The 26,930-nt window shown below is 68.0% G+C and carries 21 protein-coding genes and 1 tRNA gene; 3 read left to right on the forward strand and 19 right to left on the reverse strand.

What is annotated here, in order from left to right:
• Positions 1-20: 20 nt before the first annotated feature.
• The gene (locus G474_RS0105165) at positions 21-341 is read right to left on the reverse strand and encodes a DUF3325 domain-containing protein (RefSeq protein ID WP_026686051.1); all 321 of its coding nucleotides are present in this window, start codon (positions 339-341) and stop codon (positions 21-23) included.
• Positions 334-2,016 carry a PepSY-associated TM helix domain-containing protein gene (locus G474_RS0105170; protein WP_026686052.1) on the reverse strand — a complete coding sequence of 561 codons (1,683 nt, stop codon included), beginning with the start codon at positions 2,014-2,016 and terminating at the stop codon, positions 334-336. The genes G474_RS0105165 and G474_RS0105170 overlap by 8 nt, the downstream gene beginning before the upstream one ends.
• 59 nt (positions 2,017-2,075) lie before the next feature.
• Here G474_RS0105170 and G474_RS19615 point away from each other — a divergent pair, with 59 nt between their 5' ends.
• Positions 2,076-2,519, forward strand: a complete 444-nt coding sequence (locus G474_RS19615; RefSeq protein WP_043463327.1) for a putative toxin-antitoxin system toxin component, PIN family — start codon at positions 2,076-2,078, stop codon at positions 2,517-2,519.
• Position 2,520: 1 nt separating this feature from the next.
• The gene (locus G474_RS0105180) at positions 2,521-2,763 is read left to right on the forward strand and encodes a hypothetical protein (protein WP_026686054.1); all 243 of its coding nucleotides are present in this window, start codon (positions 2,521-2,523) and stop codon (positions 2,761-2,763) included.
• A gap of 10 nt (positions 2,764-2,773) precedes the next feature.
• Here G474_RS0105180 and G474_RS0105185 read toward each other — a convergent pair whose 3' ends face one another.
• The 14 genes from G474_RS0105185 to G474_RS0105250 form a co-directional block, all read right to left on the reverse strand.
• On the reverse strand, positions 2,774-3,109 hold the full coding sequence (locus G474_RS0105185) for a hypothetical protein (protein WP_211228057.1): 336 nt from the start codon (positions 3,107-3,109) through the stop codon (positions 2,774-2,776).
• Between the two features lie 76 nt (positions 3,110-3,185).
• Positions 3,186-5,618 carry a TonB-dependent siderophore receptor gene (locus tag G474_RS19620; protein WP_211228058.1) on the reverse strand — a complete coding sequence of 811 codons (2,433 nt, stop codon included), beginning with the start codon at positions 5,616-5,618 and terminating at the stop codon, positions 3,186-3,188.
• Positions 5,619-5,989: 371 nt separating this feature from the next.
• Entirely contained in the window at positions 5,990-7,000 is a 1,011-nt protein-coding gene (locus G474_RS0105195) for a FecR domain-containing protein (protein ID WP_026686056.1), read from the reverse strand.
• Position 7,001: 1 nt separating this feature from the next.
• Positions 7,002-7,517, reverse strand: coding sequence for a sigma-70 family RNA polymerase sigma factor (locus G474_RS0105200; RefSeq protein WP_051281895.1), 516 nt, complete (start codon positions 7,515-7,517; stop codon positions 7,002-7,004).
• 176 nt (positions 7,518-7,693) lie between these two features.
• Positions 7,694-10,108, reverse strand: coding sequence for a TonB-dependent siderophore receptor (locus tag G474_RS0105205; protein ID WP_026686058.1), 2,415 nt, complete (start codon positions 10,106-10,108; stop codon positions 7,694-7,696).
• Between the two features lie 83 nt (positions 10,109-10,191).
• A complete protein-coding gene (locus G474_RS0105210) occupies positions 10,192-10,605 on the reverse strand; it encodes a DUF423 domain-containing protein (RefSeq protein ID WP_026686059.1) in 414 nt (137 codons plus the stop codon).
• Positions 10,606-10,628: 23 nt separating this feature from the next.
• On the reverse strand, positions 10,629-11,588 hold the full coding sequence (locus G474_RS0105215; RefSeq protein ID WP_026686060.1) for a FecR domain-containing protein: 960 nt from the start codon (positions 11,586-11,588) through the stop codon (positions 10,629-10,631).
• Positions 11,589-11,591: 3 nt separating this feature from the next.
• Positions 11,592-12,119 (reverse strand): sigma-70 family RNA polymerase sigma factor, encoded by a 528-nt coding sequence (locus G474_RS0105220; RefSeq protein WP_026686061.1) that lies wholly within the window; start codon positions 12,117-12,119, stop codon positions 11,592-11,594.
• A gap of 119 nt (positions 12,120-12,238) precedes the next feature.
• Positions 12,239-14,017: an ABC transporter ATP-binding protein gene (locus tag G474_RS0105225; protein ID WP_026686062.1), complete on the reverse strand. Its 1,779-nt coding sequence runs from the start codon at positions 14,015-14,017 to the stop codon at positions 12,239-12,241.
• A complete protein-coding gene (locus G474_RS0105230; protein ID WP_026686063.1) occupies positions 14,014-15,825 on the reverse strand; it encodes an ABC transporter ATP-binding protein in 1,812 nt (603 codons plus the stop codon). The genes G474_RS0105225 and G474_RS0105230 overlap by 4 nt, the downstream gene beginning before the upstream one ends.
• Complete coding sequence (locus tag G474_RS0105235) at positions 15,812-19,168, reverse strand: ABC transporter permease (protein ID WP_026686064.1); 3,357 nt, start codon at positions 19,166-19,168, stop codon at positions 15,812-15,814. The genes G474_RS0105230 and G474_RS0105235 overlap by 14 nt, the downstream gene beginning before the upstream one ends.
• Entirely contained in the window at positions 19,169-20,056 is an 888-nt protein-coding gene (locus G474_RS0105240; protein WP_026686065.1) for an ABC transporter ATP-binding protein, read from the reverse strand.
• A gap of 83 nt (positions 20,057-20,139) precedes the next feature.
• Entirely contained in the window at positions 20,140-22,269 is a 2,130-nt protein-coding gene (locus G474_RS0105245) for a TonB-dependent receptor (protein ID WP_051281897.1), read from the reverse strand.
• Between the two features lie 27 nt (positions 22,270-22,296).
• Positions 22,297-23,121 carry a class I SAM-dependent methyltransferase gene (locus G474_RS0105250; protein WP_211228059.1) on the reverse strand — a complete coding sequence of 275 codons (825 nt, stop codon included), beginning with the start codon at positions 23,119-23,121 and terminating at the stop codon, positions 22,297-22,299.
• Positions 23,122-23,270: 149 nt separating this feature from the next.
• On the opposite strand from G474_RS0105250, the gene G474_RS0105255 reads away from it, so the two are divergent.
• Positions 23,271-24,197: a helix-turn-helix transcriptional regulator gene (locus G474_RS0105255; protein WP_051281899.1), complete on the forward strand. Its 927-nt coding sequence runs from the start codon at positions 23,271-23,273 to the stop codon at positions 24,195-24,197.
• 169 nt (positions 24,198-24,366) lie between these two features.
• On the opposite strand, the gene G474_RS0105260 is transcribed toward G474_RS0105255, so the two are convergent.
• From G474_RS0105260 to G474_RS23140, 3 genes are all read right to left on the reverse strand, one after another.
• A tRNA-Ser gene (locus tag G474_RS0105260) sits at positions 24,367-24,457 on the reverse strand.
• A 150-nt stretch (positions 24,458-24,607) separates the two neighbouring features.
• A complete protein-coding gene (locus G474_RS0105265) occupies positions 24,608-26,518 on the reverse strand; it encodes a peptidase U32 family protein (RefSeq protein ID WP_026686069.1) in 1,911 nt (636 codons plus the stop codon).
• Between the two features lie 127 nt (positions 26,519-26,645).
• Entirely contained in the window at positions 26,646-26,822 is a 177-nt protein-coding gene (locus tag G474_RS23140) for a hypothetical protein (protein ID WP_156919152.1), read from the reverse strand.
• Between the last annotated feature and the right edge of the window lie 108 nt (positions 26,823-26,930).

The following is a 26,930-nucleotide window of genomic DNA, read 5'->3' on the forward strand; positions in this document are numbered from 1 at the left end:
GGGCTGAAGCGGGACCGTGCTCAGCTCCCGCTCCGGAGCACCAGCAGCCGCAGCCAGTGGGCCCGCCAGGCGAGCAGCAGGGTAACCCCGGTGGCGGCGCCGGCCAGCAACATCACCCAGACCAGCACCGCCATCGACGGTCGGTCGGCAATGAAGCAGAACACCGCCGAGAGCAGCAGGCCGGCCCAGCCCGCCAGACGCAATCGCCGGACGGTGCCTGGGCCCAGGCTTGCCTGACGGCCGAAAAGCTGGCGCCAATGGACTTCCAGGCTGAGGGCCAGCCAGCCCATGCCGGCGAAGGAGAACAGGGCCGCCAGGGCCTGGGTCAGGGTTTCAGCCATGGGCCACCTCGGCAGTCATCGGGGCTACGGTTAATTGCTGGCGCTGCGCCAGCTTGCGCGCCGACCAGACAGCCAGCCCAGCCGTCACCAGCAGGCTGAGATCGACGCCGGCCACCGCCCAATAAGGCGAGCTGAGCATGGTCTTGAGCAGGTGGTCGCCGGTGCACAGCCAGTTGAGGCCTACGGCGGCCAGGGCCAGCAGCGCCGTGGCATGGCACTGTTCGCGCCAGGCCGGGTTCATGCGCGCCTGGGCCACCGGTCCGCTGCGTACCAGGGCGTGTACCAGGGCCAGGAGCCAGAAAGCCCAGAAGCCGAGCTTTTCCCACTCCCCCTTGCCCGCCATCTCGGCGGGCAGCAGGCGGTTCATGACCAGCATGCCGATCGTGGCGATGAGCATGCCGGTCACCGTCGTCACGGCCAGCGCATCGACGATGCGGCTGCCCTGGCTGCCGGTTTCCGCATGTTTCCTCTTGCGTTTTTCCACGAAGAAGATGAAGCCGGTGGCGATGCAGACGCAGCCGAGCAGGCCACCCAGCACATAGAGCCAGCGCAGGGTCCAGTGTTCGAAGTGCTGCAGGTGCAGGCCGGTGAGGAATTCGTTGATACTGCCCACCGGGCTAGGCGGCGGTTCCTCGCGCAGCACTTCGCCGCTGCTGGCCTTGAAATGGATGGCCTGACCCACCAGGGCCACCTGGTCGCTGCCGGCCCGGTACAGGCTGACGTAGCCGTTGGCGTCGCCCAGGTGCTCGATCTTGAGGAAGCCCACTTCACCCGGCATGTCGCGGGCCGCCCAGCGGCGCTTGGCTTCAGCCACCATGGCGTCCACCGAGGCCAGCGGCGCGGTGATTCCCGCCGGTTCGTGGGGCAGGCCGGTGTGCTCGGCTTCCAGTACTTCGTGCTGCTTGTGCAGCGGCTTGAGCAGGGTATGGCCGACCGGGAAGTAGAGCGAGCCGGCAAAGATCACCAGGCCGGTGAAGGCGAAGAAGAAGTGGAAGGGCAGGGCCACCACCCCGGTCAGGTTGTGCAGGTCCAGGGCACTGCGCTGGGTGCGCTTCCAGGGGCGGAAGGTGAAGAACTCCCGGAAGATCTTGCGGTGCATGACCACGCCGCTGACCAGGGCCACCAGCATGGCGAACCCGGCCAGCCCGACCAGCCAGTAACCCAGGGTGAGCCAGGACCAGTTGAGGCTGTAGTGCATGGGGTAGAACCAGTCACTGCCGATCTTCAGCTTGTCGTCCACCAGGAATTTACCCGTGCGGGGATCGATGGTGGCCCAGCCGTGCACATGAGCGTGCTCGTCGGCCTCGTCCTTCAACTTGTTGGGTACGTCGAACTCGGCGCCGATGCGCAGCACCGGGTCCCGGTGCGTGGTGTAGGCCCAGAGCGAGGCCATGGGCAGGGTCTCAGGGGGCGGCAGCGTGCCGATCACCCGCTCCTGGGTCGCCGCCATGTCTTCGGGGTGGGGTTTCAATTGGGCGTACACCGGTTGCAACAGGGTGTCGAAACTGGGCATGGGCTGCGGATCGAAGCGGGTTTCGGGAATCGCCCAGCGGTCTATCTCCCGGTCGAATACCGAGAGGGCGCCGAAGAAGAAGGCGGCCATGAGCACAAAGCCGAGCACCAGACCCAGCCAGGTGTGCAGCCAGGCCATGGCATGCGTGAAACTCTGTTTCATTGCTTGTTCCTTATCGGGGCACGTTGACGGTCTAGGGTATGGTTCATATCATGGGGAATATGAAACGCATCGTCCTCGATACCAATATTCTGGTTTCCGCCGCTCGCAGTCGGGAGGGCGCTTCGTTTGCCGTATTGCAGGCCCTGCGCCAACGGCGTTTTGTGGCACTGGTTTCCGTACCGCTGATGCTGGAATACGAGGCTGTACTCAAGCGTCCCGAGCAGTTGCAAGTTGGCGGGCGGACGCTGGCCATGGTGGATGCTTTTCTCGATGCCCTCTGCCTGCATGTGGAACCGGTGCATCTGCACTATCTGTGGCGACCGCAGACCCGTGATGCCGCCGATGAAATGGTGCTGGAAACCGCCCTCAACGGCCGTGCCGATGCACTGGTCAGCCTGAATACGGCCGATTTTTCCAAGGCGGCCAGGCGCTTTCGCCTGAGCTTGCTTACGCCAGGTGCGTTCTATCAACAACATCTGCTGTTTCCCGAAAAGGAGCATTGAAATGGCCAACTATGCTTTGCGCGTTCCTGAGTCCCTGTTTGAATACGCTCGTGGCGTGGCGGAAGAGGAAAAGGTTTCCATGAACCAGTTTTTCGTGACCGCCATTGCCGAAAAAGTGTCGGCACTCAAGACCGAAAGTTACTTCCGCGAACGGCTGGCCCGCGGCGAAGACGCGGCTTTCGACGCCTGGCTTGATGCCAGTCCGGCCAGCCCGCCCGAAGCCGGGGACGAAATGCCTCGTTGAATGCATCGGTTCAACCCAGCAGCACCTGCTGCAGCCCCAGGGCGGCGGCGCTCATCAGCACTGCGCCGCCGCCCAGCAGGGCCCAGACCCGGGCCAGGCTGGGGGCGGCGAAGGCCCACAGGAACAGGGGCAGGAAGACCAGAAAGGCGAGCAGCAGCAGCGCCGTCTCGGCTTCGTGGAAATCGATGCCCAGGGCCACCAGTCCCGTCACGCCCAGGGTGGTGAAACCCCAGGTAAAGGCGTAGCCGCCGAACAGGGCGGCGGCGAGGCGGTGCAGGGCGGTGTGCTCCTTACGCCTGCCGGGGGCGTTGGGCGGGGCGGGGGCTTGCAGGGAGGGGGCAGTCATCGGTGCTGGGCCATGGGTAAGAGGTTCATGGGAAGGTGGCCGGGGCAGGCCGCCTGGCCCGCCCCGGCTACCCGGTTCAGAGTTTGTAATCCAGGGACAGCAGCACGCTCCTGGGGGCGCCGTAGATGGCGCCGTACTGCACCGTGCGCAGGTATTTCTTGTCGAACACGTTGTTGATGTTCAGGCGCAGGGTGGCCTTGTCGCTCAGTGCGTAGGCGGCAAAGGCGTCGGCCAGGGCATAGGCGTCCTGCCGGGCGCCGCCGCTCTTGGAAACGTCGGATTGCCAGCGCACCGCCGCACCGACCCGCAGTTCGGGGAGCATGGGAACCCGGGTGTCGGCGCGCAGTTTCAGGGTCCGCCGCGGCACCCATTCGTAGATGTCCTTGCCGTCGGCGCCGGTCAGCCTGAGTGCGGTGTAGCCGGCGGTGATCTGGGTATTGGCGCTGATGCGGCCCGTGGCTTCCACCTCGAAGCCCCGGGAAGTCACGTCCTTGGGTTCGTAGTAGTTCTGCTGGGCCACGGGGTCGAAGCCGGCGATGGTGGCCAGCCCTTCCTGCCTGGCGGAGAACAGGGCGAAGGTGGTCAGCAGCTTGCGGTTCAGCCATTCGCTCTTGACCCCGATTTCGCCGTTCACCCCCTTCATCGGCGCCAGGAAGGCGCCGTTGATGTCGCGCTGATCCTGGGCCTGGAAGATGTCCGAGTAGGAGGCATAGGCCAGGGTGTCCGGGGTGAGGTCATAGGTCAGGCCGAAATAGGGGCTGGTCTTCTCGGTGGTTTCGTTGTCCAGGTTGGTGCCGCCGCCGTAGATTGCGGTGCCGTCCCGTTTCAGCTTGATGGCGTTGAGGCCGACGATGCCCTTGAGCCGGTCGGTAAGGGCCAGGCGGGTGGCGGCGTAGAAGCGGGTGATGCTCTGCTCCCCGTCCGACGCCACGCTCCTGGCACCCCACTCGGGTTCCGGGTAGACGTCCCCGTCGTAGGGGAAGGCCGGCATGACCGGGAAGGTGGCCCCATCGTAGGAATAGGTCAGGCTGGTCTGCTTGGAATGGCTCAAGCCGAACACGGCTTCATGCTGGCGGCCGAAGGCCATGAAGCGGCCGTTCAGGTTCAGGTCCAGGATGTCGCTCTTGGTTTCGCTGTGGCTGCGATAGGGCCAGCCGATCAGGCCGGTGTTGTCGTCGTTCAGGTAGCCGTCGGCGGTATAGGCGTAGAACAGCCGGGTGGCGCCCCTGCCCTTGGTGTGGTTGTAGCTGACCTTGGCTTCCCAGTCGGGCGACAGGGTGTGGGCGTATTCGATGAAGGTGTTGAGGGACTTGTTGTTCCAGCGCGTCCAGTCCTGGGAGGTGGAGGCCGAGACGTCGAAATCGGCCAGCCTGCCGTCGGCGTAGGGCAGGGTCAGGGAGCCCCACATGGGGGAGCGCTGCCTGGAATCCTGGTAGCTCAGGCCCAGGGTCAGTACGCCATCCTGGCCGATCTGCCCTTCGAGCACCCCGTACAGGGTGGTGCGCTTGTCGTTCAGGGCGCGCAGGTAGGAATCCTTGTCCTCCTGGGCGAGCACCAGTCGGCCGGCCCAGCGGCCGTCCTCGGTCAGCACCTTGTTGTAATCGACGGCCAGGCGTTTGGTGCCATGGGAACCTGCGCTGAGCTGGACTTCGCCCCCGTCCTTGTTGGTGGGCCGCTTGCGCACGAAATTGATGGTGCCCGAGGCATTGCCGACCCCGGTGAGCAGGCCGTTGGCGCCCCGGATCAGCTCGATCTTCTCGAACAGGAAAGTGTCCAGCTGGCCTTCCACCAGGCCCCAGTCGTTGGTCATGCCCAGGCCGTCGATCTGGGTCAGCATGACGTCGAAGCCCCGGGCGTTGTAACCGGTGCGGTTGGTCTCCCACTCTTCCACGTTGATGCCGGTACCCATGCGCAGGGCGTCGTTGCTGTTGCTGATGCCGAAGTCGCGCAGGCTTTCCTGGTCGATGGTGCTGATGGTCTGGGGCGTTTCCTTGACCTCCATGGGCAGGTTGGTGGCGCCCTTGGAAACGCGGAATTCCCGCTTGTGCTGGACGGTGACCGTGGGCAGCTGGACTTCGCCCCGGGGGCTGGCCACGGGGGCCGGACGCAGTCCGAAACTGCCGTCGGCCTGGCGGAAGGCTTCCAGGCCGGTGCCCGCCAGCAGCGCGGCAAAGCCGGACTGAACGGAATGGCTGCCCTGCAGGCCCGGGCTGGTCTTGCCCTGGGTGACTTCGCCGCTGGCGGTGAGCAGGACGCCCGCTTCCTCGGCAAAACGGTTCAGGCTGGCGGCCAGGGGGCCGGCGGGGATGTGGTAGCTCCTGGCCGGGGCGGCCGCCTGGCTGCCGGCGTTCTGGGCCTGTGCTTCTGGTGCCCAGCCGGCCAGGGCGACGCTGCCGGCGATGGCCAGATGCACGGCAAAGGCCAGGGGACGCAGGGTGAAGGTGCGGTGTTGCGCGGCAGGCGCGACGAAATCCGCTTGGCCCTGCTGCTGGATACGGTGTGTTGACATGGACGATTCCCCCAAATATTGAACTTGATGTTTGGGAAGCCTGCCGTCACGGGAATCGCGCTGGCTGCCTGGGCGCCCAGGGCGGGGGGCAAGGCAGGGCGATCCCGGAGGATGCCGCCTTGCCGCTTGGGTGGCTGGTGATGCTCGATCAGCTTGCTTCTCACCTGGTAAATCGGATGAGCCGCAAAAAGGGGAACAGCTGCCGAAAAAGAATTTCATCCTGAATACCCTGCCACCGGGGCAGGGAGATAGGCGGGATTGCAGGACTTCATCCCCTGGCCTTGCACAACCCGCAAGCTGCGGCAGCCGGGTGGCATCCGGGCTGCCTCGGTGTGCTCTGTGTCTCTGTGCTTGAAATGCGGCTTTTTGTGTCATGGCTGCGCCTCGACCGTCACCCACCAGGGCAGGGGGCGCCGGATGCGGATCGGCAGGGTGTTTTCCAGCATGGCGAGGGCCCGTTCCATGTCGTGGGCGGGATACACCCCCATCACGCTCAGGGCCGCCACTTCCGGCGCCACGCCGATGTGGCCGCTCTGGTAGCGGGCCAGCTCGTCGATCAAGGCCTGCAGGGGGATGTTCTCCGCCACCACCAGGCCCCGGTGCCAGGCCTCCCGGGCCCGCTCGGCCGGCTGGACGGGGGCGATGCCATCGGCGCTGAACGCCACCCCTTGCCCGGCTTCGATGCGCTGCACCTGGCCTGCACGGTTGCTGAGCTCGACGGCGCTTTCGAAGACATTGAGCCGGGTCTGCTCCTCCTCCTGGCGGACGGAAAAGCGGGTGCCCAGGGCCTGCAGGCGGCCGTGGCGGGTGTCCACGTAGAACGGCCGGCCGTGGGGATCGTGGCCGGTCTGGATCAGGATCTCGCCGGCCGCCAGCCGGAGCAGGCGGGCCTCGGCCCGGTAGTCCACGCTCAGGGCGGTGTGGGTGTTGAGCCAGACCTGGCTGCCGTCGGCCAGGGTGATCTGGCGCTGCTCGCCGATGGCGGTGCGGTAATCGGCGCCCCAGGCCAGCAGGGCTGCCGGCAGCGCCGTATGGCGCCAGCCTAGCCAGCCGGCCAGGCCCAGACCCGCGGCGCCGGCCAGCCCGGCCAGCACCTGGCGCCGCCCCGGGCCATCGCGCCGGGCGGCCTTGATCCCCGCCAGCGCCGCCTGATGGCCGCCGGCCCGCAGGGGCGCAAAGCGCTGGCTCACCGCCTCGATATGGGCCCAGGCCCGGGCATGGGCTTCCGATTGCTTCAGCCAGGCTTGCCAGGCCTGGCGCTCCGCTGCGCCAGCCGTCTCGCCGTGCAGGGTGGCATACCACGCCGCCGCCGCCTCCAGGGCCTGGTAATCCGCTGCGGTGCTGCCGGTTGCGGCTGGCGCCGTGGTGACCCGGGAGCCCATCTCAGCCCGGCAACCCGGCTTCGATCAGGGCGCACTGGAGCATGGCCTGGGCCATGTACTTTTTCACCATGCGCTCGGAGACTCCCAGCTGGGCGGCGATTTCCCGATAGGGCAGGCCATCCACCTGGGCCATGACGAAGGCGGCGGCGGCCTTCTGGGGCAGGCGGCCGAGCATGTCGCCGATTTCCAGCAGGGTTTCGACGATGAGGGCCCGCTGTTCAGGAGAGGGCTCGAGGGCTTCCGGACGGCATGCCAGGGTCTGCAGCCAGGCCTGTTCCACCTCCCGGCGGCGCCAGAGGTCTATGCACAGGCCGTTGGCCATGCTGCGCAGATAACCCCGGGCCTCGGGGGGCGAGTTGAACTGCCGGGGGCTGGCGAGCAGACGCAGGAAGGCATCCTGGGCCAGGTCCGCCGCATCCGCCGCGCAACCCAGCCGCCGCCGCAACCAGCCTTGCAGCCAGCCGTGGTGGTTGCGGTAAAGCGTGGCCAGGGGATCGGACGCGGCAGCAGTGTTCAACGACAACTCCAGAGAACGGAAAGCTGGCTGGCCCGACGGGGTTGGCTGGCACTGGTTTTTGAGAATTGTTCGCATTGTTCCGGATTTGCCGGGCGGCGTCAAATGGGGCGGAACAGCGAAGGTCCATGAAAAACAGCACCCGCGCGGGGTACCGTCCGGGTGTTGCGGGCTGGCGCTCAGAACTCGTAGCGCAGGCTGGCGCTCAGGCTGCGCGGGGCGCCCCAGGTGTAGAACAGGCCCTGGGAATCGAAGTTGGTGAGGCCGGCGAAGTAATTCTTGTCGAGCACGTTGTTGAGGTTGGCGCTCAGGCTCAGCTTGTTGTTGATCTGGTAGCGGGCCATCAGGTCCAGCAGCCAGTAGGCGTCCTGGCTGAGCCTGGCGCTGCCGCGCTCGACCGAGGTCTGGCTTTGCCAGCGGGCGGCGGCGCCGACGGTGAGGCCTTGCCAGCCCTCGCTCCGCAGGCGGTAGGTGGTGCCCAGCTTGAACTGGTGCTTGGGCGTCGCGCTGGCGCTGTCGAGGTCGCTGCTGTTCTGCACGTAGCTGCCCTGGGCCTGCCAGCCGCGCGCCAGCTCGCCCGAGAGTTCGAGTTCGTAGCCGCGCCGGATGACTCCGGAGACCGCCTTGTAGATACTGTCGCCCTGGGCGTTGAGGCCGATTTCCTCGGCGACGTTGTCGGTGCGCATCCAGAAATGGCTGATGCTGGCGTTCAGGCGCTTGTCGAAGAATTCGCCCTTGGCGCCGATCTCGTAGGTCAGCCCTTCTTCCGGCGGCAGGGTGCGTTCCGAGGCGTCCTTGGCGCTCTGGGCGTTGTAGATGCTGGCGTAGCTGGCATAGACCGAGACCTCGCGGGCGACGTCGACGACCAGGCCGGCGTAGGGGGTGACCACGCCCTTTTCCTTCATCCGGTAGTTGTACCAGCTGATGTCGGTGACGTCCTTCTGTTCGTAGTCCGAGACCCGGGCGCCGAGGATCAGCTTGACCGGGTCGGCCAGGGACAGCTGGCTGGCAGCGTACACGTAGCGGCGTTTGCTGCTGAAGTAGTCGGACGAATAGGCCAGCGGATCGGCCGGTTCGGGAATGACGCTGCCGCCCTGGCCGTAGTCGACGCCGGGCAGTACCTGGTTGGGCTGGTCGCCGCGCAGCAGCGTCGTCCGGCTGCGTGCGGCGCCGGCGCCGAGCAGCAGCTTGTGCTCGCGGCCGAACAGCGAGAACGGCCCCTGCAGGTCGAGGATGATGCTCTGGTCGCGGGATTCGATGTCCTTGTACAGGCCGTACTGGGCGGTCACCGCCGGCAGCGCGTAGCGCAGCGAGCCGATGCGCATCTCCGGCGTCTCGATGCCGTCGTGGGTCACCTGCAGCTTGCCGGTCCATCCGTTGGCGAAGCGGTGTTCGAGGCGGGCGAAGGCGTTCAGCGAATCCTGCTTGTAGCCGGCCCAGGGGGCGCCGATGTTGTAGTCGCGGGCCATCCGCGGCACCGCATTGCCGTTGCCGTCGAAAGCCTGGATCGGCGTCGTGCCGCCGGCGCCGCGCACTTCGCGCTGGCGCCAGGTGAGGCCGGCGCCGACCGTGGTCGCCGGGCCGAGGTCGTATTCCACCGTGCCGTACAGGGTCGAGGCGTCGCTGTCCTTGCCGTTGAAGGTCTTGCTCTCCTTGTGCGCGGCGACCAGCCGGCCGCGCAGGCTGGCGTCGGCGTTGAGCGGGCCGCTGACATCGGCGTCTAGCCGGTAGGTGTCCCAGCTGGCGGCGCCGACCGTGGTGCTGGCCTGGAAGTCGCGGGTCGGCCGCTTGCGGATCAGGTTGACGGTGGCGCCATAGGCGCCGTCGCCGTTGACCAGCCCGGACGAGCCCTTGAGCACTTCGACGCGGTCGATGTCGGCGAGGTCGTCGAGGGTGTGCACGATGTGCGTGTTCCAGCCCCAGCCGGTGCTGATCCGGCGGGCGCCGTCGGTCTGCAGGTTCACCGAAGCGCCGCGCACGTTGAAGCTGTTCATGTCGTTCTGCCGGCTGACGGTGACGCCGGGCGCCTGTTCGAGGACGTCGGTCAGCGTCTCCAGCTTGAAGTCGTCCATGCGCTGGCGAGTCATCACGGTGATCGACTGCGGCGTCTCCCGCAGGCGCAGGGCCAGGCCGGTGGCGGTGCCGCTCGGCCCGGTGGCGGTGTAACTGCCGCTGCCTTCGGTGATGCCGTTACGTTCGGCCTGGGCGGAAACGGTGACCGGGGCCAGGGTGGCTTCGCCGGAAACCGGGGCGGGGATGCGGCGCAACTGCCAGCCCTTGTCGCCCTGGACGGCTTCCAGCCCGGTGCCTTGCAGCAACTGCTCCAGGCCCTGGGCCGGGCTGGCGCTGCCTTTCAGGCCGGGGCTCTGCTTGCCGGCGGTGAGGCTGGCGTCGATGGTGAGCAGGATGCCGGCCTCGGCGGCGAAGCGGTTCAGGGCCTGATCCAGGGGGCCTGCCGGAATGTCATGGGAGCGGGCGGCCTGGCTGGATTGGGCCCGGGCATCGTCGGGCATGCTGCCCAGGCAGGCGCAGGCGGCGAAGAGGGCCAGAGCGATGGGGGTGTGCCGGTGGTGGCGGGGGAGGATGTGGGGCATGGGTTTTCCTTCTCGTCAGGTCGATGTGCCCGGGAAAACGGGCTTCATCCACCTTCCCGGACGAGAAGGAAAAAGTGCTACGGTCAGTCGTGTTTTTGTGGTGCGCCGGAATCCTGCCAGCCAGCCACGATCAGGGCCAGCCAGCCGAACATCAGGCAGAAGCCGCCCAGGGGCACGACGTAGATGAGGGGACCTTCGTTGATGCCGGCGATGATGCGAAGCAGGTAGATGCCGCCGGCAAATCCCAGGATGCCCAGGGTGAACAGGGTCCCGGCCAGGTTGAGCCAGAGACCGGGGCGTTGGCGGCACCAGAGGGCGACCCCGAGCAGGGCCAGGGTATGGAGCATGTGGTGCAGGCTGGCAGCCCGGGCCCGTTCCAGGGCCAGGGGCAGTTGTTCAGCGGGCACGAAGGCGGGCAGGCCGTGGGAACTCCAGGCGGCGACGCCGACACCCAGGGCGCCGAGCAGGCCGGTGAGGGTGATCAAGAAGCGGAACATGGGCAGATCTCGAGCAGAGGTGGTTAGCGGGGGCCAATGGTAGCCCAGTAACGGGTCAGGTAGCTGATGCGCACCGGCAGGGCCTCGCTCAGGGCGGCCAGGATCTGCTCGGTGTCATCCAGGGGAAATACCCCGGACAGGAGCAAATCCGCCACCGCCGGATCGCAGCGCAGGATGCCCTGCCGGTGCCGGGCCAGCTGGGCGGCGAAATCGCCCAGCCGCTGGCGTTCGGCGATCAGCAGGCCCCGGGTCCAGGCAATGGCATTGCTGTCGGCCCGGCCCTCGGGAATCACCCCGCTCCGGTCGAAACGGGCCTGCTGGCCTGCTTCCAGCCGGTAGCCGGGAGCTTCCCCGGGGGCGATGGCGACGGCTCCCTCGAATACCGCGACGCGGATTTCCGCGTCCGTTTCCTGGACCCGGAAGCGGGTGCCCAGGGCCTGGATGCGGCCCAGCCGGGTTTCCACCAGGAAGGGGCGTTTCACGGCGGCCTGGTCCACCGCCGTGGTGACCAGGATTTCTCCCCGGCGCAGCTGCAGCCGCCGCTCCCGGGCGTCGTAGTGCACGTCGATGGCGCTGGCGCTGTTGAGATCGACGCGGGTGCCGTCGGCGAGGATGATCTGCCGGCGCTCCCCGGTCGGCGCGGCCTGGTCGGCCGTGGCCAGCTGCCACTGGGCGGTCTGCCGTGCGCCACCGGCGGCGATGCCGGCCCCGGCCAGCCAGAGCAGGGCGCTGAGGAGACGCCGGCGTCCCTGCTTGTCCGGGGCGCGGCGCAGCACCTGGCCGCCGATGCCGCCGGGCAGGCCGGCTAGGCGGGCCTGCAGGCCCTGGGCTTTCTGCCAGGCCTCCCGGTGGGCGGGGGAGGCGTTCAGCCAGGTGCGGAAGTCGCTTTCCTCAGCGGCGCTGACGGCGCCGGACCAGAAGGTGACCTGCCACTCCAGGGCCTGGTGCAGGACGGGGTCCAGATCGGAGCCGGGGTTTGCCATGGCTTACTGGTGGCCGCCAGCGGGCGGCGCTGCTTCCAGGGCCGCGTAACAGGCCAGGGTGGCCTTGAGCATGTACTTGCGCACGGTGGCCTGGGCAATGCCCAGGCGTTCGGCGATGCTGCGATAGGTCAGGCCATCGAACTGGGAGAGCAGGAAGGTCTCGCGCACCAGGGATGGCAGGCGCTGCAGGGCGGCGTCGATGGCGACCAGGGTCTCGATCACCAGGGCCCGGCTTTCCGGCGAAGGGGCGTGGGCTTCGGGCAATTGCGCCAGGGCCTCCAGCCAGGCCTGTTCCAGCTGGCGGCGCCGGAACTGGTCCACCATCAGGCCCTTGGCGATCTGGGTCAGGTAAGCCCGGGAAAAGGCCGGCTCCGGCAGGCGGCCGGAAACCAGCAGGCGCAGGAAAGTGTCCTGGGCCAGGTCGGCCGCTTGGTGGGAACAGTTGAGCTTGCGGCGTAACCAGCCCTGCAGCCAGCCATGGTGTTCCGAATACAAGGCGGCGATGGACGGGGTGGCGGTGGGGGTGCTCAAGCGGGCCTCCGGCAAGAAGCAGCTGGCTGGCCCGTGATGCGACAGGCGTGGCTTGCCTTATTTGTTGCGAACGTTTCTCATTGTGGCAGTCCCTGCCTTTGGGGTCAATGACCGGGTCTTCAGGCCATGCCGTACCGACCGGCGTGCCAATCCTTGACCCGGGCCTGGGCTTCCCAGAGGCGCCGGTAGCGGCCTTCGTTTTCCAGCAGTTCGGCGTGTCGACCGTGCTCGACCAGGCGGCCGTCGTCGAGGACCAGGATCTGGTCGGCGCCGACGATGGTGGACAGGCGGTGGGCGATGACGATCACCGTGCGCTCGCGGACCAGGGCGTCGATGGCCCGCTGCACGGCGACCTCGCTCTCGCTGTCGAGGGCGGCGGTGGGCTCGTCGAGGATGACGATTGGCGCTTCCTTGAGCAGGGCCCGGGCAATCGAGATGCGCTGGCGTTCGCCGCCGGAGAGGCGGCCGCCGATGTCGCCCAGGCGGGTCTGCCAGCCCTGCGGCAGGCGTTCGATGAAATCCAGGCAGCAGGCGGCCCGGGCGGCGGCCTCGACCTGGGCGTCGCTGGCGTCCGGCCGGGCCATGCGGATGTTGGCGAGCACCGTATCGTCGAACAGGTAGACGTCCTGGAAAACCACTGAAATCAGGCGGTTCAACTGTTCCGCCGGCATCGCCCGGAGCTCGACCCCGCCGATGCGGATGCCGCCCTGCTGCGGGTCGGCATGGCGCAGCAGCAGCCGGGTCACGGTCGTCTTGCCGGAACCGGAGGGGCCGACCAGGGCGGTCAGGCTGCGCGCCGGCAGGCGGGCACTGAAGTCCTCCAGGGCCGACCGTTCGGCCTGGGCGTAGCGGAAGCTGACCCGGTCGAACTCGATGTCGTGGGTGTTCGGCGGGGCGGCCGCGTCAAGCACCGGCAGCGGCGCCACGGCGAGCAGTGCCTGGATGCGCTCGAGGGCGCTTTCAATCAGTTCGAGGATGGCCGTGTACAGCACGAAGGTGGCCAGGGGTTCGCCGAAGCGGACGACGATGACGAAGCTGGCGGCGAGGATTGCCGGATCAAGGCTGCCTGCCGCCACCCAGCTGACGCCGGCGGCGAGCAGCAGGAGCAGGCCCAGTTCGACGACGCTGGTGATGACGATGTTGGGCCGGGCGCCCTTGCGGTGGCCGATGGTCTGCAGCCGCTCCAGATCGGCGAAGCTCTGCTGCAGCCGCTGCGCCTTGTCGCCGGCCTGGCAGGCGGCGCGCAGCACTGGCAGGCCCTGGGTGTATTCGAGCACGTCGGCGCTGGTGCGGGCGTTGGCTTCAGCCAGTTTGCGCATGCCGCGGCCGAAGGCCGGGCGGCGCCAGCGGTAGAGGGGGACGATCGCCGGGAACACCAGCAGCAGGCCGAGGCCCAGGCGCCAGTCCCAGCAGGCCAGGGCGAGGGCGGTGGCAAGCGGCGTCAGCAGTGCGGCCAGGATCAGGTTGAGGATGGTCAGGGTGTAGTTGAGGTTCTCGTCCACGCTGCCCAGCAGCATCGCGTTGAACTCGCCGGCCCGTTTGTCCTGGATGCGTTCCAGGGGCATCCGCCGCAGCTGTTCGCCGAGGCGGGTGCGCAGCCGGTGGGTGGCGTCGGCCATCCGTCCGGTGTAGTCGAAGCCCTGGCCGAGCCAGCGGCAGCCGGTGGCGAGCAGGGCGAGCAGGCTCATGGCGGCAAGCCAGGCAAGGGCCGCGGCGCCATCGTGCCGGCTGAGCAGGGCGACGAACAGCGGCACGATGCAGGCCAGGGCCAGGCCCTGGAGCACGGCGGCGGCGGCCAGGCCGGCCAGGCTGTTGCGCAGCGCCGGGGCGTGCGGGCCGACGCTGTCGAGCAACTGGCGATAAGTGGTCTTCCAGGGGGTGATCGAGGGCTGGGTCATGGGGTTTTCCCGCTTTCTTCGTGGTCGACCGCAACATGCCGCCCGGCCGGGTCCAGGGCCCAGTGGCGGGCCGTTTCGTAACTGCGCCAGAGGCGCCCATAGACGCCGCCGGCATCGACCAGGGCCTGGTGCCGGCCACTTTCGGCCAGCCGGCCCCGGTCGAAAACGAGGATCTGGTCGGCGTCGCGGATGGTATTGAGGCGGTGGGCGACCATGATCACCGTCTTGCCGCGCATCAGCTCGGACAGGGCGGCGATCAGGGCCGCCTCGTTTTCCGGGTCGGCGAAGGCGGTGGCCTCGTCGAGCACCAGGATCGGCCGGTTCTGCAGGATCGCCCGGGCGATGGTGATGCGCTGGCGCTGGCCGCCGGAGAGGAAGGCGCCGCGTTCGCCGGCCAGGGTCTCGTAGCCCTCGGGCAGGGCGCTGATGAAGTCGTGGGCCTGGGCCGCCCGGGCCGCCGCGACCACCGCCGCCATGTCGGCCTCGGGTACGCCGAGGCGGATGTTGGCGGCGATGCTGTCGGCGAACAGGAAGGTGTCCTGGAAGACGAAGGCCACGTGGCGCAGCAATTCGTCGTTGTCCAGGTCGCGCAGGTCCACGCCGCCGATGCGGATGCTCCCGGCCGCAACGTCCCAGAAGCGCGGAATCAGCCGGGCGACGGTGCTCTTGCCGGCGCCGGAAGGGCCGACCAGGGCGGTGATGCTGCCCGGCGGCACGCGAAAGCTGACCTCGCTGAGGGCCTCGTCGGCGTCGGCGGTGTAGCGGAAGCTGACCCCCTCGAACTCGATCGAGGTATCGGCCGGCCGCTGCCCGGGCCGGGCCGGGGCCGGCAGCACCGGAGTGGCCAGCACCTGGCCGATGCGCGCGATCGAAAGCTTCACCTTGTCCACCATGTGGCTCAGGCTCATGGCCGGCATCATCGCCTCGGCCATGCCGGTGCCGACCAGCAGCACCGCCAGCCAGGTGGCGAAGCCGAGCTGTGCGTGCCAGTTCAGCCAGGCGCCTAGCCAGAGCAGGACCAGCAGGGTGGGCAGGGGATTGAGCAGGGCCATGGAAAAGCGGGCCGGGAAGCCGGCCTCCCGGTACCACTCGCTGAGCATCGCCCGGTAGGCTTCCAGGGCCTGCTGATAGCGGCCGAAAGTCGCCTGGCCGCTATCGAAGGTGCGCACCACCGGCATCGCCTGGACGAACTCGACCACGGCGGCGCTGACCTGTTCCCGGGCCGCGTTGTAACGGCGCACCATCTCCTGGCGATTGCGCATGGCCAGGCTGAGGACACCGAAGCCGACCAGCAGCACCGCCAGCGCCCCCAGGGCCAGGCGCCAGTCGAGCCAGAGCAGGGCGACCAGGGTCAGGACCGGGGTGACGTAGGCGCGGGCGTAGAGCGGCGTGCTGTCGGCGACGAAAACGTGCAGGGCCTTCACGTCGTCGTGGATGACCTTGGCCAGGGCCGCAGCACCGACGCTTTCGACATAGCCCATGGGCACCTGCGCCAGGTGACGGCTCAGTTGCTGGCGGAGCAGGGTTTCCAGGCGGAAGGCGGCGTAGTGGGACTGGTCGAAGGCGGTCAGGCGCAGCAGGTAGGCGAGCACGGTGCAGGCAAGGACGCCGGCCCCGGCCTGCCAGGGCCAGTCGCCCGGGTGCTCGAGCAGTTGCTGCACGGCGAGGGCCAGCAGGCCCATGGCGACGAGTCCGGCCATGGCGGCCAGGACCGCCAGGGCCATGGCCAGGCGGATCTGGCCGCGTACCGGGTCCATGATCCGCCAGGGGCTGGCCGCCGGCGGGGTGGGGAGGTCAGTGTGGGGCATGCAGGTTGTCCTTGGGTTCCCGTTCGTAGGCTGGCCAGTCGTCCAGGTAGAGGGCCGGGACGCTGGCCTGGGGCGGCGCGTCCCAGTTCAGGCGGCCGTCGATGCTTTGCAGGCGGCGCGCTGCCACCGGGCTGCCGGCCCCTTGCCAGCCGCCGTCGCGCCAGACCCAGCGTTCGCCGGCAGTGCCGGCGGCGCGGACGTCGGTCGCCAGGGGCGGGCCGAGCCAGCGATCCACCTGGTCGGCGGCGGCGACGCTGCCCAGGGCGGCGACCAGATCGCCCTGGCGGCGCAATTGCGCCAGCAGCGCCTGGATTTCCGCCGGGCTGAGCCGGGCCGCCCAGTTCAGGGCGGCCAGGGGGGCGTAGTCGGCCGGCCAGGCCTGGCGCGGCGCCAGGCTCAGGGGGCCGACCGGGGTTTCGGTGCCGGCCAGGGCTTCGGTGGTGCGTTGGGCGCCCCGCGTCAGCAGCGCCTGCAGGGCCGCGACCCCGTCTTCCTCGGCGACGCAGAGCAGGCCGATGGCGCCGGGCAGGCCGCTGGCCAGCCAGGCGCTGCCGGCGCCTTCGCGCAGGTCGGCGGCGTCGGCCACGCTCCGGCGGGCCAGGGCGGCGGCGATGTCGGCGCGTCGGGCGAGGCGGCCGGTGCCCTGGCCCGCCACGTCCCAGTGGGGCTGTTCGGCGAGCAGCAGCAGGCCGCCGGCCAGGGCTGCGTCGCCATCCCCCGGCGGCAGGCCCCGGGGCCACTGGGCGACGCTGCTGACGGCAGGGGCGCTGCCCAGGTGGCGGGCGACGCAGCGCTGCATCCGCTGCAGGTCGTCGGCTACCGCCAGGGCGTCCGCGCCGCGGCTGGCGTCGTGGATCAGCTTGAGCCCGGCGACTTCGGTGGTCCGGGCCCGCTGGGCGGCGAGGGCGGCAAAATCGAGCAGGCCGGCCAGTTGACCGTCAGCGCCTGCCGCCGGGTGTCCGGCCACTTCCACCCGCCAGCGCCACTGGCCGGCCGGGGCGGCGGCGCCGTCGGCCAGGCTGGCGCGCCAGGCCGGCAGGGCAAAACCGGCGGCCAGGCCGAGGCGGCTGCGCTCGGCCGGAGTGCGGATCACCCGCTCGCCGTCCAGGCCCAGGCGCGGCATCACCTCCCGGGCGCGCAGCCAGAAATCGTCGCCGACCAGCCAGGCTGGCCGGGCCAGGACGCCGTCGTCGCTCACCGTCCAGCCGGCCACCGGCAGCCGCCAGGCGAGTTCGATGCGGCAGTCCCGGGAGCGGCAGTTGGCGGCGGGGATGGCCAGGTGTTCGTCGTCCACGGTGGCGCCGACGCTCTGACCGTCTACCCTGGCGTCGAGGAGTTCAAAGCCGTGGGGCAGCCGGGCGTGCAGGCTGCTGCCGTGTACCCGCACCCCGTCCAGGGTCCAGTGGCCGCGCAGTTCGCGGCTGGCCGGTACGACCTGCAGCAGCACCTCGCCGCCGGCAACGCTGAACTCGGCCGCCGCGGGCAGCCAGCGCCGTTCCCAGTCGGCATCGCCGGCCAGTTCCTGGTCGCGGGTCTGGTAGCCGCCTTCGACCACGTAACGCTGTTGCAGCCAGGCCGAGCAGCCCGCCAGGGCGACGATGCCGGCGACGACGGCGAGGCCGGGGCCGCCGAACAGGCCGCGGCGCCATTGCCCGAGGCGGCTGCGCCAGCCGGCATCGCAACCGCGCCGGGTGACGACGGCGGCCAGCGCGACCAGGGTGGCGGCCAGGGCCAGCTTGAAGGCGTCGCTGGCGATCAGTTTCTCGACCCAGGGCGCGAAGCCGCTCAGGCCGGAGAGGGCGATGCCGACGCCGCGCCCGATCTGGTGGGGCGGGTAATTGACCAGGCCGACCTCGAAATTGACCACCATGATGAAGGCGGCCAGGATCGCCGCCGCGTGGGCGGTGCCCGGGTGGCGGATCAGGGCGTGCAGCAGCAGGGTAATCGCCGCCAGCTCCAGGATTGCCGGCAGCAGGACGCCGCCCTGATGCAGCAGGGGCAGCAGGATGGCGGCCTCGGGGGTGGTGAGCAGGCCGACCAGGATGGTGCCGGCAGCCGGGATGGCGACGCAGACCAGCCCGACCACCAGGGCGGCGACGGCGCGCCCGGCTAGGCGGACCGAGTTGGGGGCCGGCGTCGCATCGAACATCTCGCACAGGCCGGGCTGCTCGTCGCGGCGGGCAGCCAGGCCGACCATCGCCGCGGTCATGAAGACGACGATCAGGTAGAAGGTCTGGGTGAGCACCGGCGAGACGAACTCGGCGCGGGCCTGCATCGGTCCCCAGGCGTGCTGGATGCCGTGCACGAAGGCGGCGGCGACGGCGAGCAGGACCAGCAGGGCGACGGCGATCCACAGGCTGCGCCGGGCCAGGATCAGGCGCGCCTGCCAGGCGGATTCGGCGACCACGGCGGCCAGCCAGGAACTGCGCTGGACCGGGCCGGGCAGCGGCGCGCTGGCGGATTTTGCCGAAATCTGATGGTCGACCGTCAATTTCCGCGAATTTCCCTCGCCGCGGCCGTGCACCAGGCTTTCCCGCCGCGTCCGCCAGATCGCCAGGGCCAGCAGCAGCAGCGGCAGGCCGCCCCAGAGCAGGCGGTTCCAGGCCAGCGCCGGGGTCAGGGCGAGCAGGGCGCTGCTCTTCTGCTGCGGCGTCCATTGGTCCACCACCTGGTGCTCGGCCTCGGCAAAGCCGGAGGGATCGAGCACGGTGACCAGGAAGGGATCGGCGTGGCCGCCCTTGAAGACGATCATCGCCACCATCCAGAACGCCATCAGCAGCGCCGCCACGGCGAAGGCGCCGCCGACGCTGCGGCTGCGCAGGGCGGCGATGTAATAGAGGGCGCCGGCGCCGGCCGCCAGGGGCAGGGTGAAGATCAGGAAGGCCCAGGCGAAGGCGGCCCAGGGCGCGGCGGCCACCGAACCGGGGGGCACCGCGCCCAGGCTTTCGAGCAGGGGCGCCAGCAGGAAGCCGAGAATCTGCGAGGTGCCGAGCAGCAGGGCCACCCCGAGGGCGCCCAGGTAGCGGGCGGCGAGCAGTTGGCGCAGGGAAACCGGGGCGGCGAGCACGACCTCGTGCAGTTGCGCGGCCCGGTCGCGCACGATGGGCTGGGCGAAGACCCAGGCCCAGGCGAAGAACAGGAAGAAGGCGTCGCCCGAAGTCATCATGTAGACCAGGGCCGGAGCGTTGCGCGGGATGTCCACGGCGCCCATGGAGCGCAGGTTGTCGGCGCTGGTCATGACGACCAGGATGTAGGCGCTGAGCACCAGGTAGATCAGCGGCAGCACGCCGCCCTTGAGGCCGGCCCGGAACTCGTGCCAGGCCTCGCGCAGGAGGAAGTTCATTTACGCCTCCTCGTCGCTGAGGCCGGCGGCTGCCAGGGCCACGTGGTAGGCGTCTTCCAGCGTCGCCGGATGGGGCTGGAAGCCGGGGCCGGGCGATGCTTCGGCGAGGACCACGGCGAGGGTGCCGCCAGGCACGGCGGTGAGCTGGACGGCGGCGGGCAGGGCTTCGCCGCGGGGCACCACGCGCGCCCAGAGGCGGCCGGCCAGGGCCGAACTCAGTTCGGCCGGGGTGCCCTCGGCAACGATGCGGCCGCGGGCCAGGATCGCCAGCCGGGCGCACAGGTTCTCGATGTCCTCGACGATGTGGGTAGACAGCAGCACCACGGCTTCGGCGGCGACGTCGGCGAGAACCCGGTGGAAGCGGTTGCGCTCGGCCGGGTCGAGGCCGGCGGTGGGCTCGTCGACGATGAGCAGGCGCGGCGAGCCGATCAGCGCCATGGCAATGCCGAAGCGGCGCAGCATGCCACCCGAATAGGTGGCCACGGCCCGGTGCGCGGCGTCGCCGAGGTTCACCCGCTGCAGCAGCGCCTCGACTTCGGCGCGGCGTTGCCGGCGCTCGGTACGCCCCTTGAGCCAGGCGAAGCGGTCGAGCAGGTCGCGGCCGCTGACGCCCGGATAGGCGCCGATGGTCTGCGGCAGGTAGCCGAGGCGGCGGCGCAGGTGGTCCGGGTCGGCCAGCACGTCCACCCCGTCGAGCTCGATCTGGCCGGCGTCGGGGGCCTGCAGCGTGGCCAGGGTGCGCATCAGCGTGCTCTTGCCGGCGCCGTTGGGGCCGAGCAGTCCGTAGAGTCCGGGGGGAACGCTCAGGTCGATGCCGTTCAGGGCCTTGACGCCGTTGGCGTAGGTCTTGGTCAGGCCGCGCAGTTGCAGGCCGGAAGTCGCGCTCATGGATACCTCGTGGTGAAAAAATGCCGGCGCCCGGGACTAAGCCCGGGAGCGCCCGAAAGACCGCCCGCCGGGGCGGCCGGGGATCAGAAGTGGTAGCGGGCGCCGATGCCGATCCGGCGTGGCTCGCCGAAGCTGGCCATGGTGATGCTGGAGGAGGACATGAAGCCGTTGATGTATTTGGTGTCGGTCAGGTTGTGCACGAAGGCGTAGAGGTCCCAGTCGGCGAAGCGGTAGCCGGCCTTGAGATCCACCGTGGTGTGGCCTTTTTCGCGCACGAAGCTTTTCTGGGCGTCGTCGTAGAACATCACCCGTCCCTGGTTCCGCACATCGACCCGGCCATAGGCCCCGCTGGGGGCGAGATAAGCAGCGCTCAGACGCAGGGTGTGGGAAGGGGTGTTGGCGATGGTTTCGCCGTCGAAGTTGTGGCTGCCGGTGTCGTAGTCGTCGTACTTGGCGCTGATCAGGCCGAGGGCGCCGCTGAGTTCCCAGTGGCGCGCCGGTTGCCAGCCCACTTCCAGCTCGGCCCCGGTCGAATGGGCCCTCTTGGCATTGCCGGTGGTGTACAGGGCGCCCTGGGCCTTGTAGATGTGGATGTCCTCGATGTTCATGTGGAACAGGTTGGCCGCCAGCGTGACGTTGCCGGCCTGGCCCTTGATGCCGATTTCGTAGTTGTCGGAAATCTGGGGCTCGAAGCGGTTGTCGGCGGTGCTGCCACCACTGGAAAAGTAGTTGTAGCCGCCGGGCATGTAGCCCTTGGCGTAGGAGACGTAGGCGGTCCAGTTCTTGTGCAGCGGATAGCTGAGCGCGGCCTTGGGCAGGAAGGTGCTGGCCCGGTTGGTGTCCGCCATGCTGTACATGGCCGGGCCGCTCAGGCCCACCGGCAGGTAGTAGGTGTCGATGTCGAACTTCTTCTCGATCTGCTGCCAGCGGCCTCCCAGGGTCAGTTCGGCGGCGCCGATGGGGTAGATCAACTGCCCGAACAGGGCCTGGGTCTTGCTGTCGGTGAGGGAGTGGGCGTCCATGCCGAAACTGCCCAGGTAATCCATGGTGCTGGGGTCGAAGTTGGGGAACTGCATGCCGTAGGGGCCCTGCTCGTGCTTTTCCTTCTCCAGGTAGAGGCCGGCCACCCAGCGCAGGCCGGTCTTGGCACTGCTGGACAGGCGCAGCTCCTGGGACCAGGTTTCGGTGCGGGAGTTGTTGAACTGGCTCAGGCCGGTATAGAGGGGGCTGGTGCCGAAGTCAGCGTCGTAGATGCCTTTCATGGTGAAGGTCTTGTGGGTTGTCACCGCATCCAGGGTGACGCCGTCCAGGCGCCAGGTGAGGGCCAGACTCTGGGCATCGGTATCGCCGGTTTCCCGGGTCCTGGTGTCATAGCTGGCCTTTTCCGCGTCGCTCCGCCTGAATTCACTCAGGGAAGTGCCACCGGCCAGGGCCTGGGTATTCTTGTACCAGTGACCGGTGCGCCGGTCCCGGGACAGGGTCAGCTTGGCGTCCAGATCCGCGTGGGGCGTCCATAACAGGTAGCCCCCCAGTTTGCCGGTCCGGTCTGCATCCGCCTTCTTTTCCATCCCCGGCCAGGTATTCTCGATCCAGCCCTCACTGCTGTCGTACTGGCCGTTGATGCCGGCGTACAACTGCTCCTTGAGCAGGGCGCCGGCTGCATTGAAGCTGCTGTAGCGGGTGTCGTTGCTGGATAGCTCCAGGCCCACCGAGCCGTGCCATGTGTCGCTGGGCTTCTTGGTGACGATGCTGATTACCGCGCCGATGGCGTCCTTCCCGTAGATGGAACCCTGGGGGCCGCGCAGCACTTCCACCCGCTCCACGTTGGCCAGGGATGGATCGAAACCATAACGGTTGGAGTAGGGAATGCCGTCGATGTAGACGACTACCGGGTTGTTGTTGGTGAAGATGGAGGTGTTGAGGCCCCGGAAGCTGACGCCCATGCCATTGCCCCCGGCGCCGTTGACGAACATGTTGGGAATCTCGCCGACCACGTCGGCCACCTTGGTGATGCCCTTTTCCTGGAGTTCGGATTCGCTGATGACGGTGATGCTCTGGGGGATGGACTGGGCATCCTGTTCGATCTTGTTGGCCGAGACGGTGACCGTGGTCAGCGTCTGGTCATCGGCGGCCTGGACGCTGCTGGTTGCGATCACGGCCATGGCGACGGCCAGCAGGCGGGGACGGGAGGGGAAGGGAAGGGTTTTTTTCATGATCATATCCGGCGGGTTGGGCGCTGTTCAGGCAGGGGTTTTCGTCTTGGCATGCACGATGCAGGGGGACTTGCCGGAGAGACCGGGGAGGCGGCTCAGCCACGGAAACAGGCAGGCCGGAAAGCCACGCATCCGGGGGTAGTTCTGGATGTGGATGGCGCCCATCAGCGGCGAGCAGCTGCGCAGCATCGCTTCCAGTTCGTGCCGGGCAATGCCCCAGGGCATGGGGGGGGTGCGGTAGTGCCGGGTTTTCCAGAACCCTTCGGGGCGCGTGGTCAGCCGCGAGAACCAGTGGGGGATGGTGTCGAACATCAGTTCCACTCCCGGGAAGCGGGCGATGATCGCTGCCAGCAGGGTTTTTACCTGGGCTTCCTCGAAGTACATCAGCAGCCCCTGGGCGGTGACGAAAACGCCCCGGGAGCCATCCACATGATCCATCCAGGACAGGTCCAGGGCGCTCTTGCCCAGGTGGCGGCAGCGTTCGCTGGGGGCCAGGAAGCGTTCACGGACGGCGATGGATTCCGGCACATCGACGCACAGCCAGCGCACCTGCCCGTCATCGCAGCGCTGGAACTGGGTTTCCAGGCCGCAGGCCAGTTCCACCACGGTGCCGCCCGGGTGGGCCTGAAGCCAGGGTTGCAGGGCCTGGTCGAAGACCAGGGAGCGGATGGCATGGGAGGAGTCCGGGTGGCCGAAGCTGCGCAGGTAGTCGTACTGGAGGGATTGGTAGATGCGCACGGCGTCCGGGTCCTGCAGCCAGGCATCGGCGCGCATGGCTTCGCTGGCCCGGTTGTGCAGGGTCCACAGCATGGTTTCCGGGACGCCGGTGAGATTGCAGGTCTGGGAGGTCAAGATGAAATTCTCCGAATGGGTTGATTTATCAAATCGGAGTAGATGATAATAATTCCCGTTTGTCGCGCTACCCGGATCGGATTAGCTGTTGCCCGAATCGGTTCACTGTCCAGGGGGAAAGCATGTCGCTAGCTGCACGCAGATTTGAGATGAGCAGGGAAATCCGGGCTTCGGAGGTGCTGGCCGATATCTCGGTGCTCGGCCTGGGGCCCGGCCACAGCTGCAATCTGGCCCGCATTCCTCTTCAGGACGGGGTCGATCTGTTGATCTGGCATGGCTGCTTCGCCCAGCCCCTGGAATTCACGATGCGTGACGACAGCAACCTAGTTCATTTCGGTTACGTATTGCAGGGGCGGACCCAGTGCGAATTCAGGAGCCAGACCAGGGCCGAATCCCATGAGGTGGGGGCCGGGGCCGGGTATATCCATTTCGGTCCGGACCGCCTGGGCCGGTTTCGTCACCAGAAAGGGGGGATTGCCAGCGTCACAGTGATGCTCAGACCCGATGTCCTGGCTTCCTGGGAAGACGAGCAGGGATGCGGCCTGCGCCAGGAGGTGGGCACCGGCAACTGCTTCATCGATGGCTGCCATGGCCCGGAGCTGCACGCCACGGCCTTGTCCCTGAGTCAGTCCTGCCGCGCCATGACGGCCGGGGCCGAAGGCCCGGTGCGGAGCCGCCTGTGGATCGAGGGACAGGGCTTGTCCCTGCTGGGCCTGTTCCTGGAAAGCCGCGCTCCCGCGGCTGACCGGGGCTTCAGTCAGGAAGACCGGTCCCGGTTGCAGCGGGCCCGGGACCTGCTGCTTGCCGATCTGGGCAAGGCCCCCAGCCTGAACGACCTGGCTGCCGAGAGCGGCCTGAGCCTGCTCAAGCTGAAGCGGGGCTTCAAGGCCATGTTCGGCAACAGCGTCTACAGCCTGTTTCTGGAGGCGCGCATGCACGAGGCCAGACGACGTCTGCAGGCGGGCCGGGCGACTGTGACCGAGGTGGCCATGGACCTGGGGTACAGCAACGTCAGCCATTTCTCGGCAGCCTTCCGCCGGCAGTTCGGGATCAATCCTGCTGCGCTGAAACGCTAGGGTTTGGGAACGTGGGAATAGTGCGGGCGGACGCTTGCAGGCGTCTGCCTGAGGCTGATGGTCTGCTTGAAGCGCAGAAGGGGGAGTCCAGCTACTGGCTGCCGTTCCGGCATGGCTGGGAGACAGGCAAAGAAAAAGCCCTGACAGGTCAGGGCTTTTTCTCGAATCCTGGCGGAGAGGGGGGGATTCGAACCCCCGTCAGGGTATTACCCTGAACACGCTTTCCAGGCGTGCGACTTAAACCACTCATCCACCTCTCCGGGAAGGCGCGCATTGTAGCAGGGTTTGCGGATTTGTCCACGTTTTTCGGGGGTGTCTTCTTTTTTTCTGCTCTGCGCGCCTGATCGTGCGCTAACGGGCGGTGGGCCGCAGGCTCCCGGTGGTGTTTTCTGCCCGGGTCTGGGGCGGGTTCAGCGGGCCTGGATGGGGATGATGCGCTGGGTCTTCAGTTTGCCCACCACGTGCATTTCGCATTTCTTGCAGTCGAAGGTGAGGGTGAGTTTTTCCTTGCCGTTCACCAGGGTCATGGGGTCGGGGCGGATGCCTTTCACTTCCTTGGGGCAGAGGTTGAAGCTGTAGCGCAGGCAGTGCTTGGTGATCATCAGGGACACCTCGCCGGCTTCCTGGTTGGTTTCGTAGGCGGCCTCGATCACGGAGACCCCGTGGCGGCTGTAGAAGGCGTGGGCCTTCTGGTTGTAGACGTTGCCCAGGTAGGAGAGGGCGGATTCCGGGTAGGGGGGCGGGTTTGCGGCGGGGGCTTTGCGCTCCGGGCGCCGGTAGGCGGCGGCCCGGGCGGCGTCCAGGGCTTCCACGGCGTCCCGGCGCAGACCGTTGACCACGCTGGCGGGCAGGAACCAGGCCTGGTCCGGGGGCAGGCTCAGGGAAAGGTCGATGGCCTCGGCCCGGTACAGGGTGTTGCCCAGCTTGGCCAGGTTGTCGCGCAGGCCGGTGAGGGCCCGTTCTGCATCCTTGGCGGGCTCCTTGGGCTGGGCGATGCTGGCGGCGGCGGTGATGCCCGTCTCGTCGGTGAGCAGCAGGGCGAAGCCCTCGGGGGTTTCCTCCAGGCGCAGGTGTACGCCGATGCGCCGCTCGGCGGATTTCTTTTCCAGCAGGCGCTCGAAACTTTGGTCCCGGTTGCGGTACAGGAGAGTGCCCTGGGCCAGGTCGGCGGGCATTTCGTTGGGGCTGCAGCGCCAGATGGAGTTCTTGCCCTTGCCGCTGCGCTGTTCGGCGGTGTTGATACGCAGGCCCACCAGTTCCTGCTCCGGGTCGAAGTAGGAGAGGCCGTCGCCATTGTGGAGTTCGGCTTCGGTTTCCACCTCGAACCAGTTGGGGCCAAGCTGATTCACCCGGCCCAGGGCTTCGCCGGAGAAGGCGGGGGTGTCGAAGGCGCCGATGTCGGCCTTGCGGTCATGGACGAAATAGTCGGTGGCGCCCCGGTTGAAGGTTTTTTCCGGCTGGGGCGTGAAGGTGTAGCTGCAGCGCCCGGCGGAGGCCTGGCAGTAGCGCTCCGGGTGGGCTGCCAGGATGCCGTCCACTAGACTGCGGTAGTGGGCGGTGATGTTCTTCACGTAGGACAGGTCCTTCAGCCGCCCCTCGATCTTGAAGGAGGTGATGCCCGCATCCGCCAGGGCCAGCAGGTTGGCGCTCTGGTCGTTGTCCTTCATGGAGAGCAGGTGCTTGTCCTGGGCCACCAGCTTGCCGTCCTGGTCGGCCAGGTCGTAGGGTAGGCGGCAGGCCTGGGAGCATTCACCCCGGTTGGCGCTGCGGCCCGTGTGGGCGTGGCTGATGTAGCACTGGCCCGAGTAGGCGACGCAGAGGGCCCCGTGGATGAAGAATTCCAGATTGCAGGAGGTGGCGGCGGCGATGCGCTGAATCTGCATCAGGTTCAGCTCCCGGGCCAGGACGATCTGGGAGAAGCCCACCTGGTCCAGGAAGCGAGCCTTTTCCAGCGTACGTATGTCGGTCTGGGTGCTGGCGTGGAGCTGGATGGGGGGCAGGTCCAGTTCCAGGAGGCCCATGTCCTGGATGATCACCGCGTCGGCCCCGGCCTCGTGGAGCTGCCAGATGATCTTGCGGGCCGGTTCCAGCTCTTCGTCCTTGAGGATGGTGTTCACCGTCACGAATACCCGGGCCTGGTAACGGTGGGCTTCCCGGGCCAGGCGCGCGATGTCGGCTACCGTGTTGCCCGCGTTGGAACGGGCCCCGAAGGCCGGGCCGCCGATGTAGACGGCATCGGCCCCGTGCAGGATGGCTTCGATGCCGTAATCGGCGTTCTTGGCGGGGGCGAGGAGTTCCAGGGGACGGGGGCTTGCGGCCATGGGATCACAGGAGGGCATGAGGGAAGGCAGAGAAAGACCGGGAGGCGGGATAAAGGTTCCCGAAATGAAAAAGCCCGCCGTAGGGGCGGGCCATTATGTCACAGGCGGTGTTGCCGGCGGAAAGGGCTCAGGCGGCGGTGCGACGGGCCTGTTCCTGGCATTTCTGCTTCCGGGGGCAGACGGGGGCGCTCAGGCCGTGGATGCGGGCCATCTTTTCGGTGGCGACACGCATGGCACAGCAGGATTCCCGCAGCTCGCTGGAAGTGATGTAGGTCTTGCCTGGATGTAGAGGTCTGGGGCTCATGATTTTTCCACGTAACAGGATGCCTTCTCATTAAACCATGGTTAATTGATTCAACAAAACAGCATTTGCTTATTTTTTCATGGGCTTGGGTATGATGGCGGCCCCTTG

The organism is Azovibrio restrictus DSM 23866 (genome assembly GCF_000429665.1).
Lineage (GTDB): Bacteria > Pseudomonadota > Gammaproteobacteria > Burkholderiales > Rhodocyclaceae > Azovibrio > Azovibrio restrictus.

Excerpts from the sequence above, each read along its gene's own strand:
- G474_RS0105180 (WP_026686054.1), top strand. The coding sequence starts at position 2,521 with ATGGCCAACTATGCTTTGCGCGTTCCTGAGTCCCTGTTTGAATACGCT.
- G474_RS0105245 (WP_051281897.1), bottom strand. The coding sequence starts at position 22,269 with ATGAAAAAAACCCTTCCCTTCCCCTCCCGTCCCCGCCTGCTGGCCGTC.
- G474_RS0105215 (WP_026686060.1), bottom strand. The coding sequence starts at position 11,588 with ATGGCAAACCCCGGCTCCGATCTGGACCCCGTCCTGCACCAGGCCCTG.
- G474_RS0105195 (WP_026686056.1), bottom strand. The coding sequence starts at position 7,000 with ATGGGCTCCCGGGTCACCACGGCGCCAGCCGCAACCGGCAGCACCGCA.
- G474_RS0105225 (WP_026686062.1), bottom strand. The coding sequence starts at position 14,017 with ATGACCCAGCCCTCGATCACCCCCTGGAAGACCACTTATCGCCAGTTG.
- G474_RS0105240 (WP_026686065.1), bottom strand. The coding sequence starts at position 20,056 with ATGAGCGCGACTTCCGGCCTGCAACTGCGCGGCCTGACCAAGACCTAC.
- G474_RS0105235 (WP_026686064.1), bottom strand. The coding sequence starts at position 19,168 with ATGAACTTCCTCCTGCGCGAGGCCTGGCACGAGTTCCGGGCCGGCCTC.
- G474_RS0105230 (WP_026686063.1), bottom strand. The coding sequence starts at position 15,825 with ATGCCCCACACTGACCTCCCCACCCCGCCGGCGGCCAGCCCCTGGCGG.
- G474_RS23140 (WP_156919152.1), bottom strand. The coding sequence starts at position 26,822 with ATGAGCCCCAGACCTCTACATCCAGGCAAGACCTACATCACTTCCAGC.
- G474_RS0105185 (WP_211228057.1), bottom strand. The coding sequence starts at position 3,109 with ATGACTGCCCCCTCCCTGCAAGCCCCCGCCCCGCCCAACGCCCCCGGC.
- G474_RS0105165 (WP_026686051.1), bottom strand. The coding sequence starts at position 341 with ATGGCTGAAACCCTGACCCAGGCCCTGGCGGCCCTGTTCTCCTTCGCC.
- G474_RS0105265 (WP_026686069.1), bottom strand. The coding sequence starts at position 26,518 with ATGGCCGCAAGCCCCCGTCCCCTGGAACTCCTCGCCCCCGCCAAGAAC.
- G474_RS0105170 (WP_026686052.1), bottom strand. The coding sequence starts at position 2,016 with ATGAAACAGAGTTTCACGCATGCCATGGCCTGGCTGCACACCTGGCTG.
- G474_RS0105255 (WP_051281899.1), top strand. The coding sequence starts at position 23,271 with ATGAGCAGGGAAATCCGGGCTTCGGAGGTGCTGGCCGATATCTCGGTG.
- G474_RS0105210 (WP_026686059.1), bottom strand. The coding sequence starts at position 10,605 with ATGTTCCGCTTCTTGATCACCCTCACCGGCCTGCTCGGCGCCCTGGGT.
- G474_RS19615 (WP_043463327.1), top strand. The coding sequence starts at position 2,076 with ATGAAACGCATCGTCCTCGATACCAATATTCTGGTTTCCGCCGCTCGC.
- G474_RS0105205 (WP_026686058.1), bottom strand. The coding sequence starts at position 10,108 with ATGCCCCACATCCTCCCCCGCCACCACCGGCACACCCCCATCGCTCTG.
- G474_RS19620 (WP_211228058.1), bottom strand. The coding sequence starts at position 5,618 with ATGTCAACACACCGTATCCAGCAGCAGGGCCAAGCGGATTTCGTCGCG.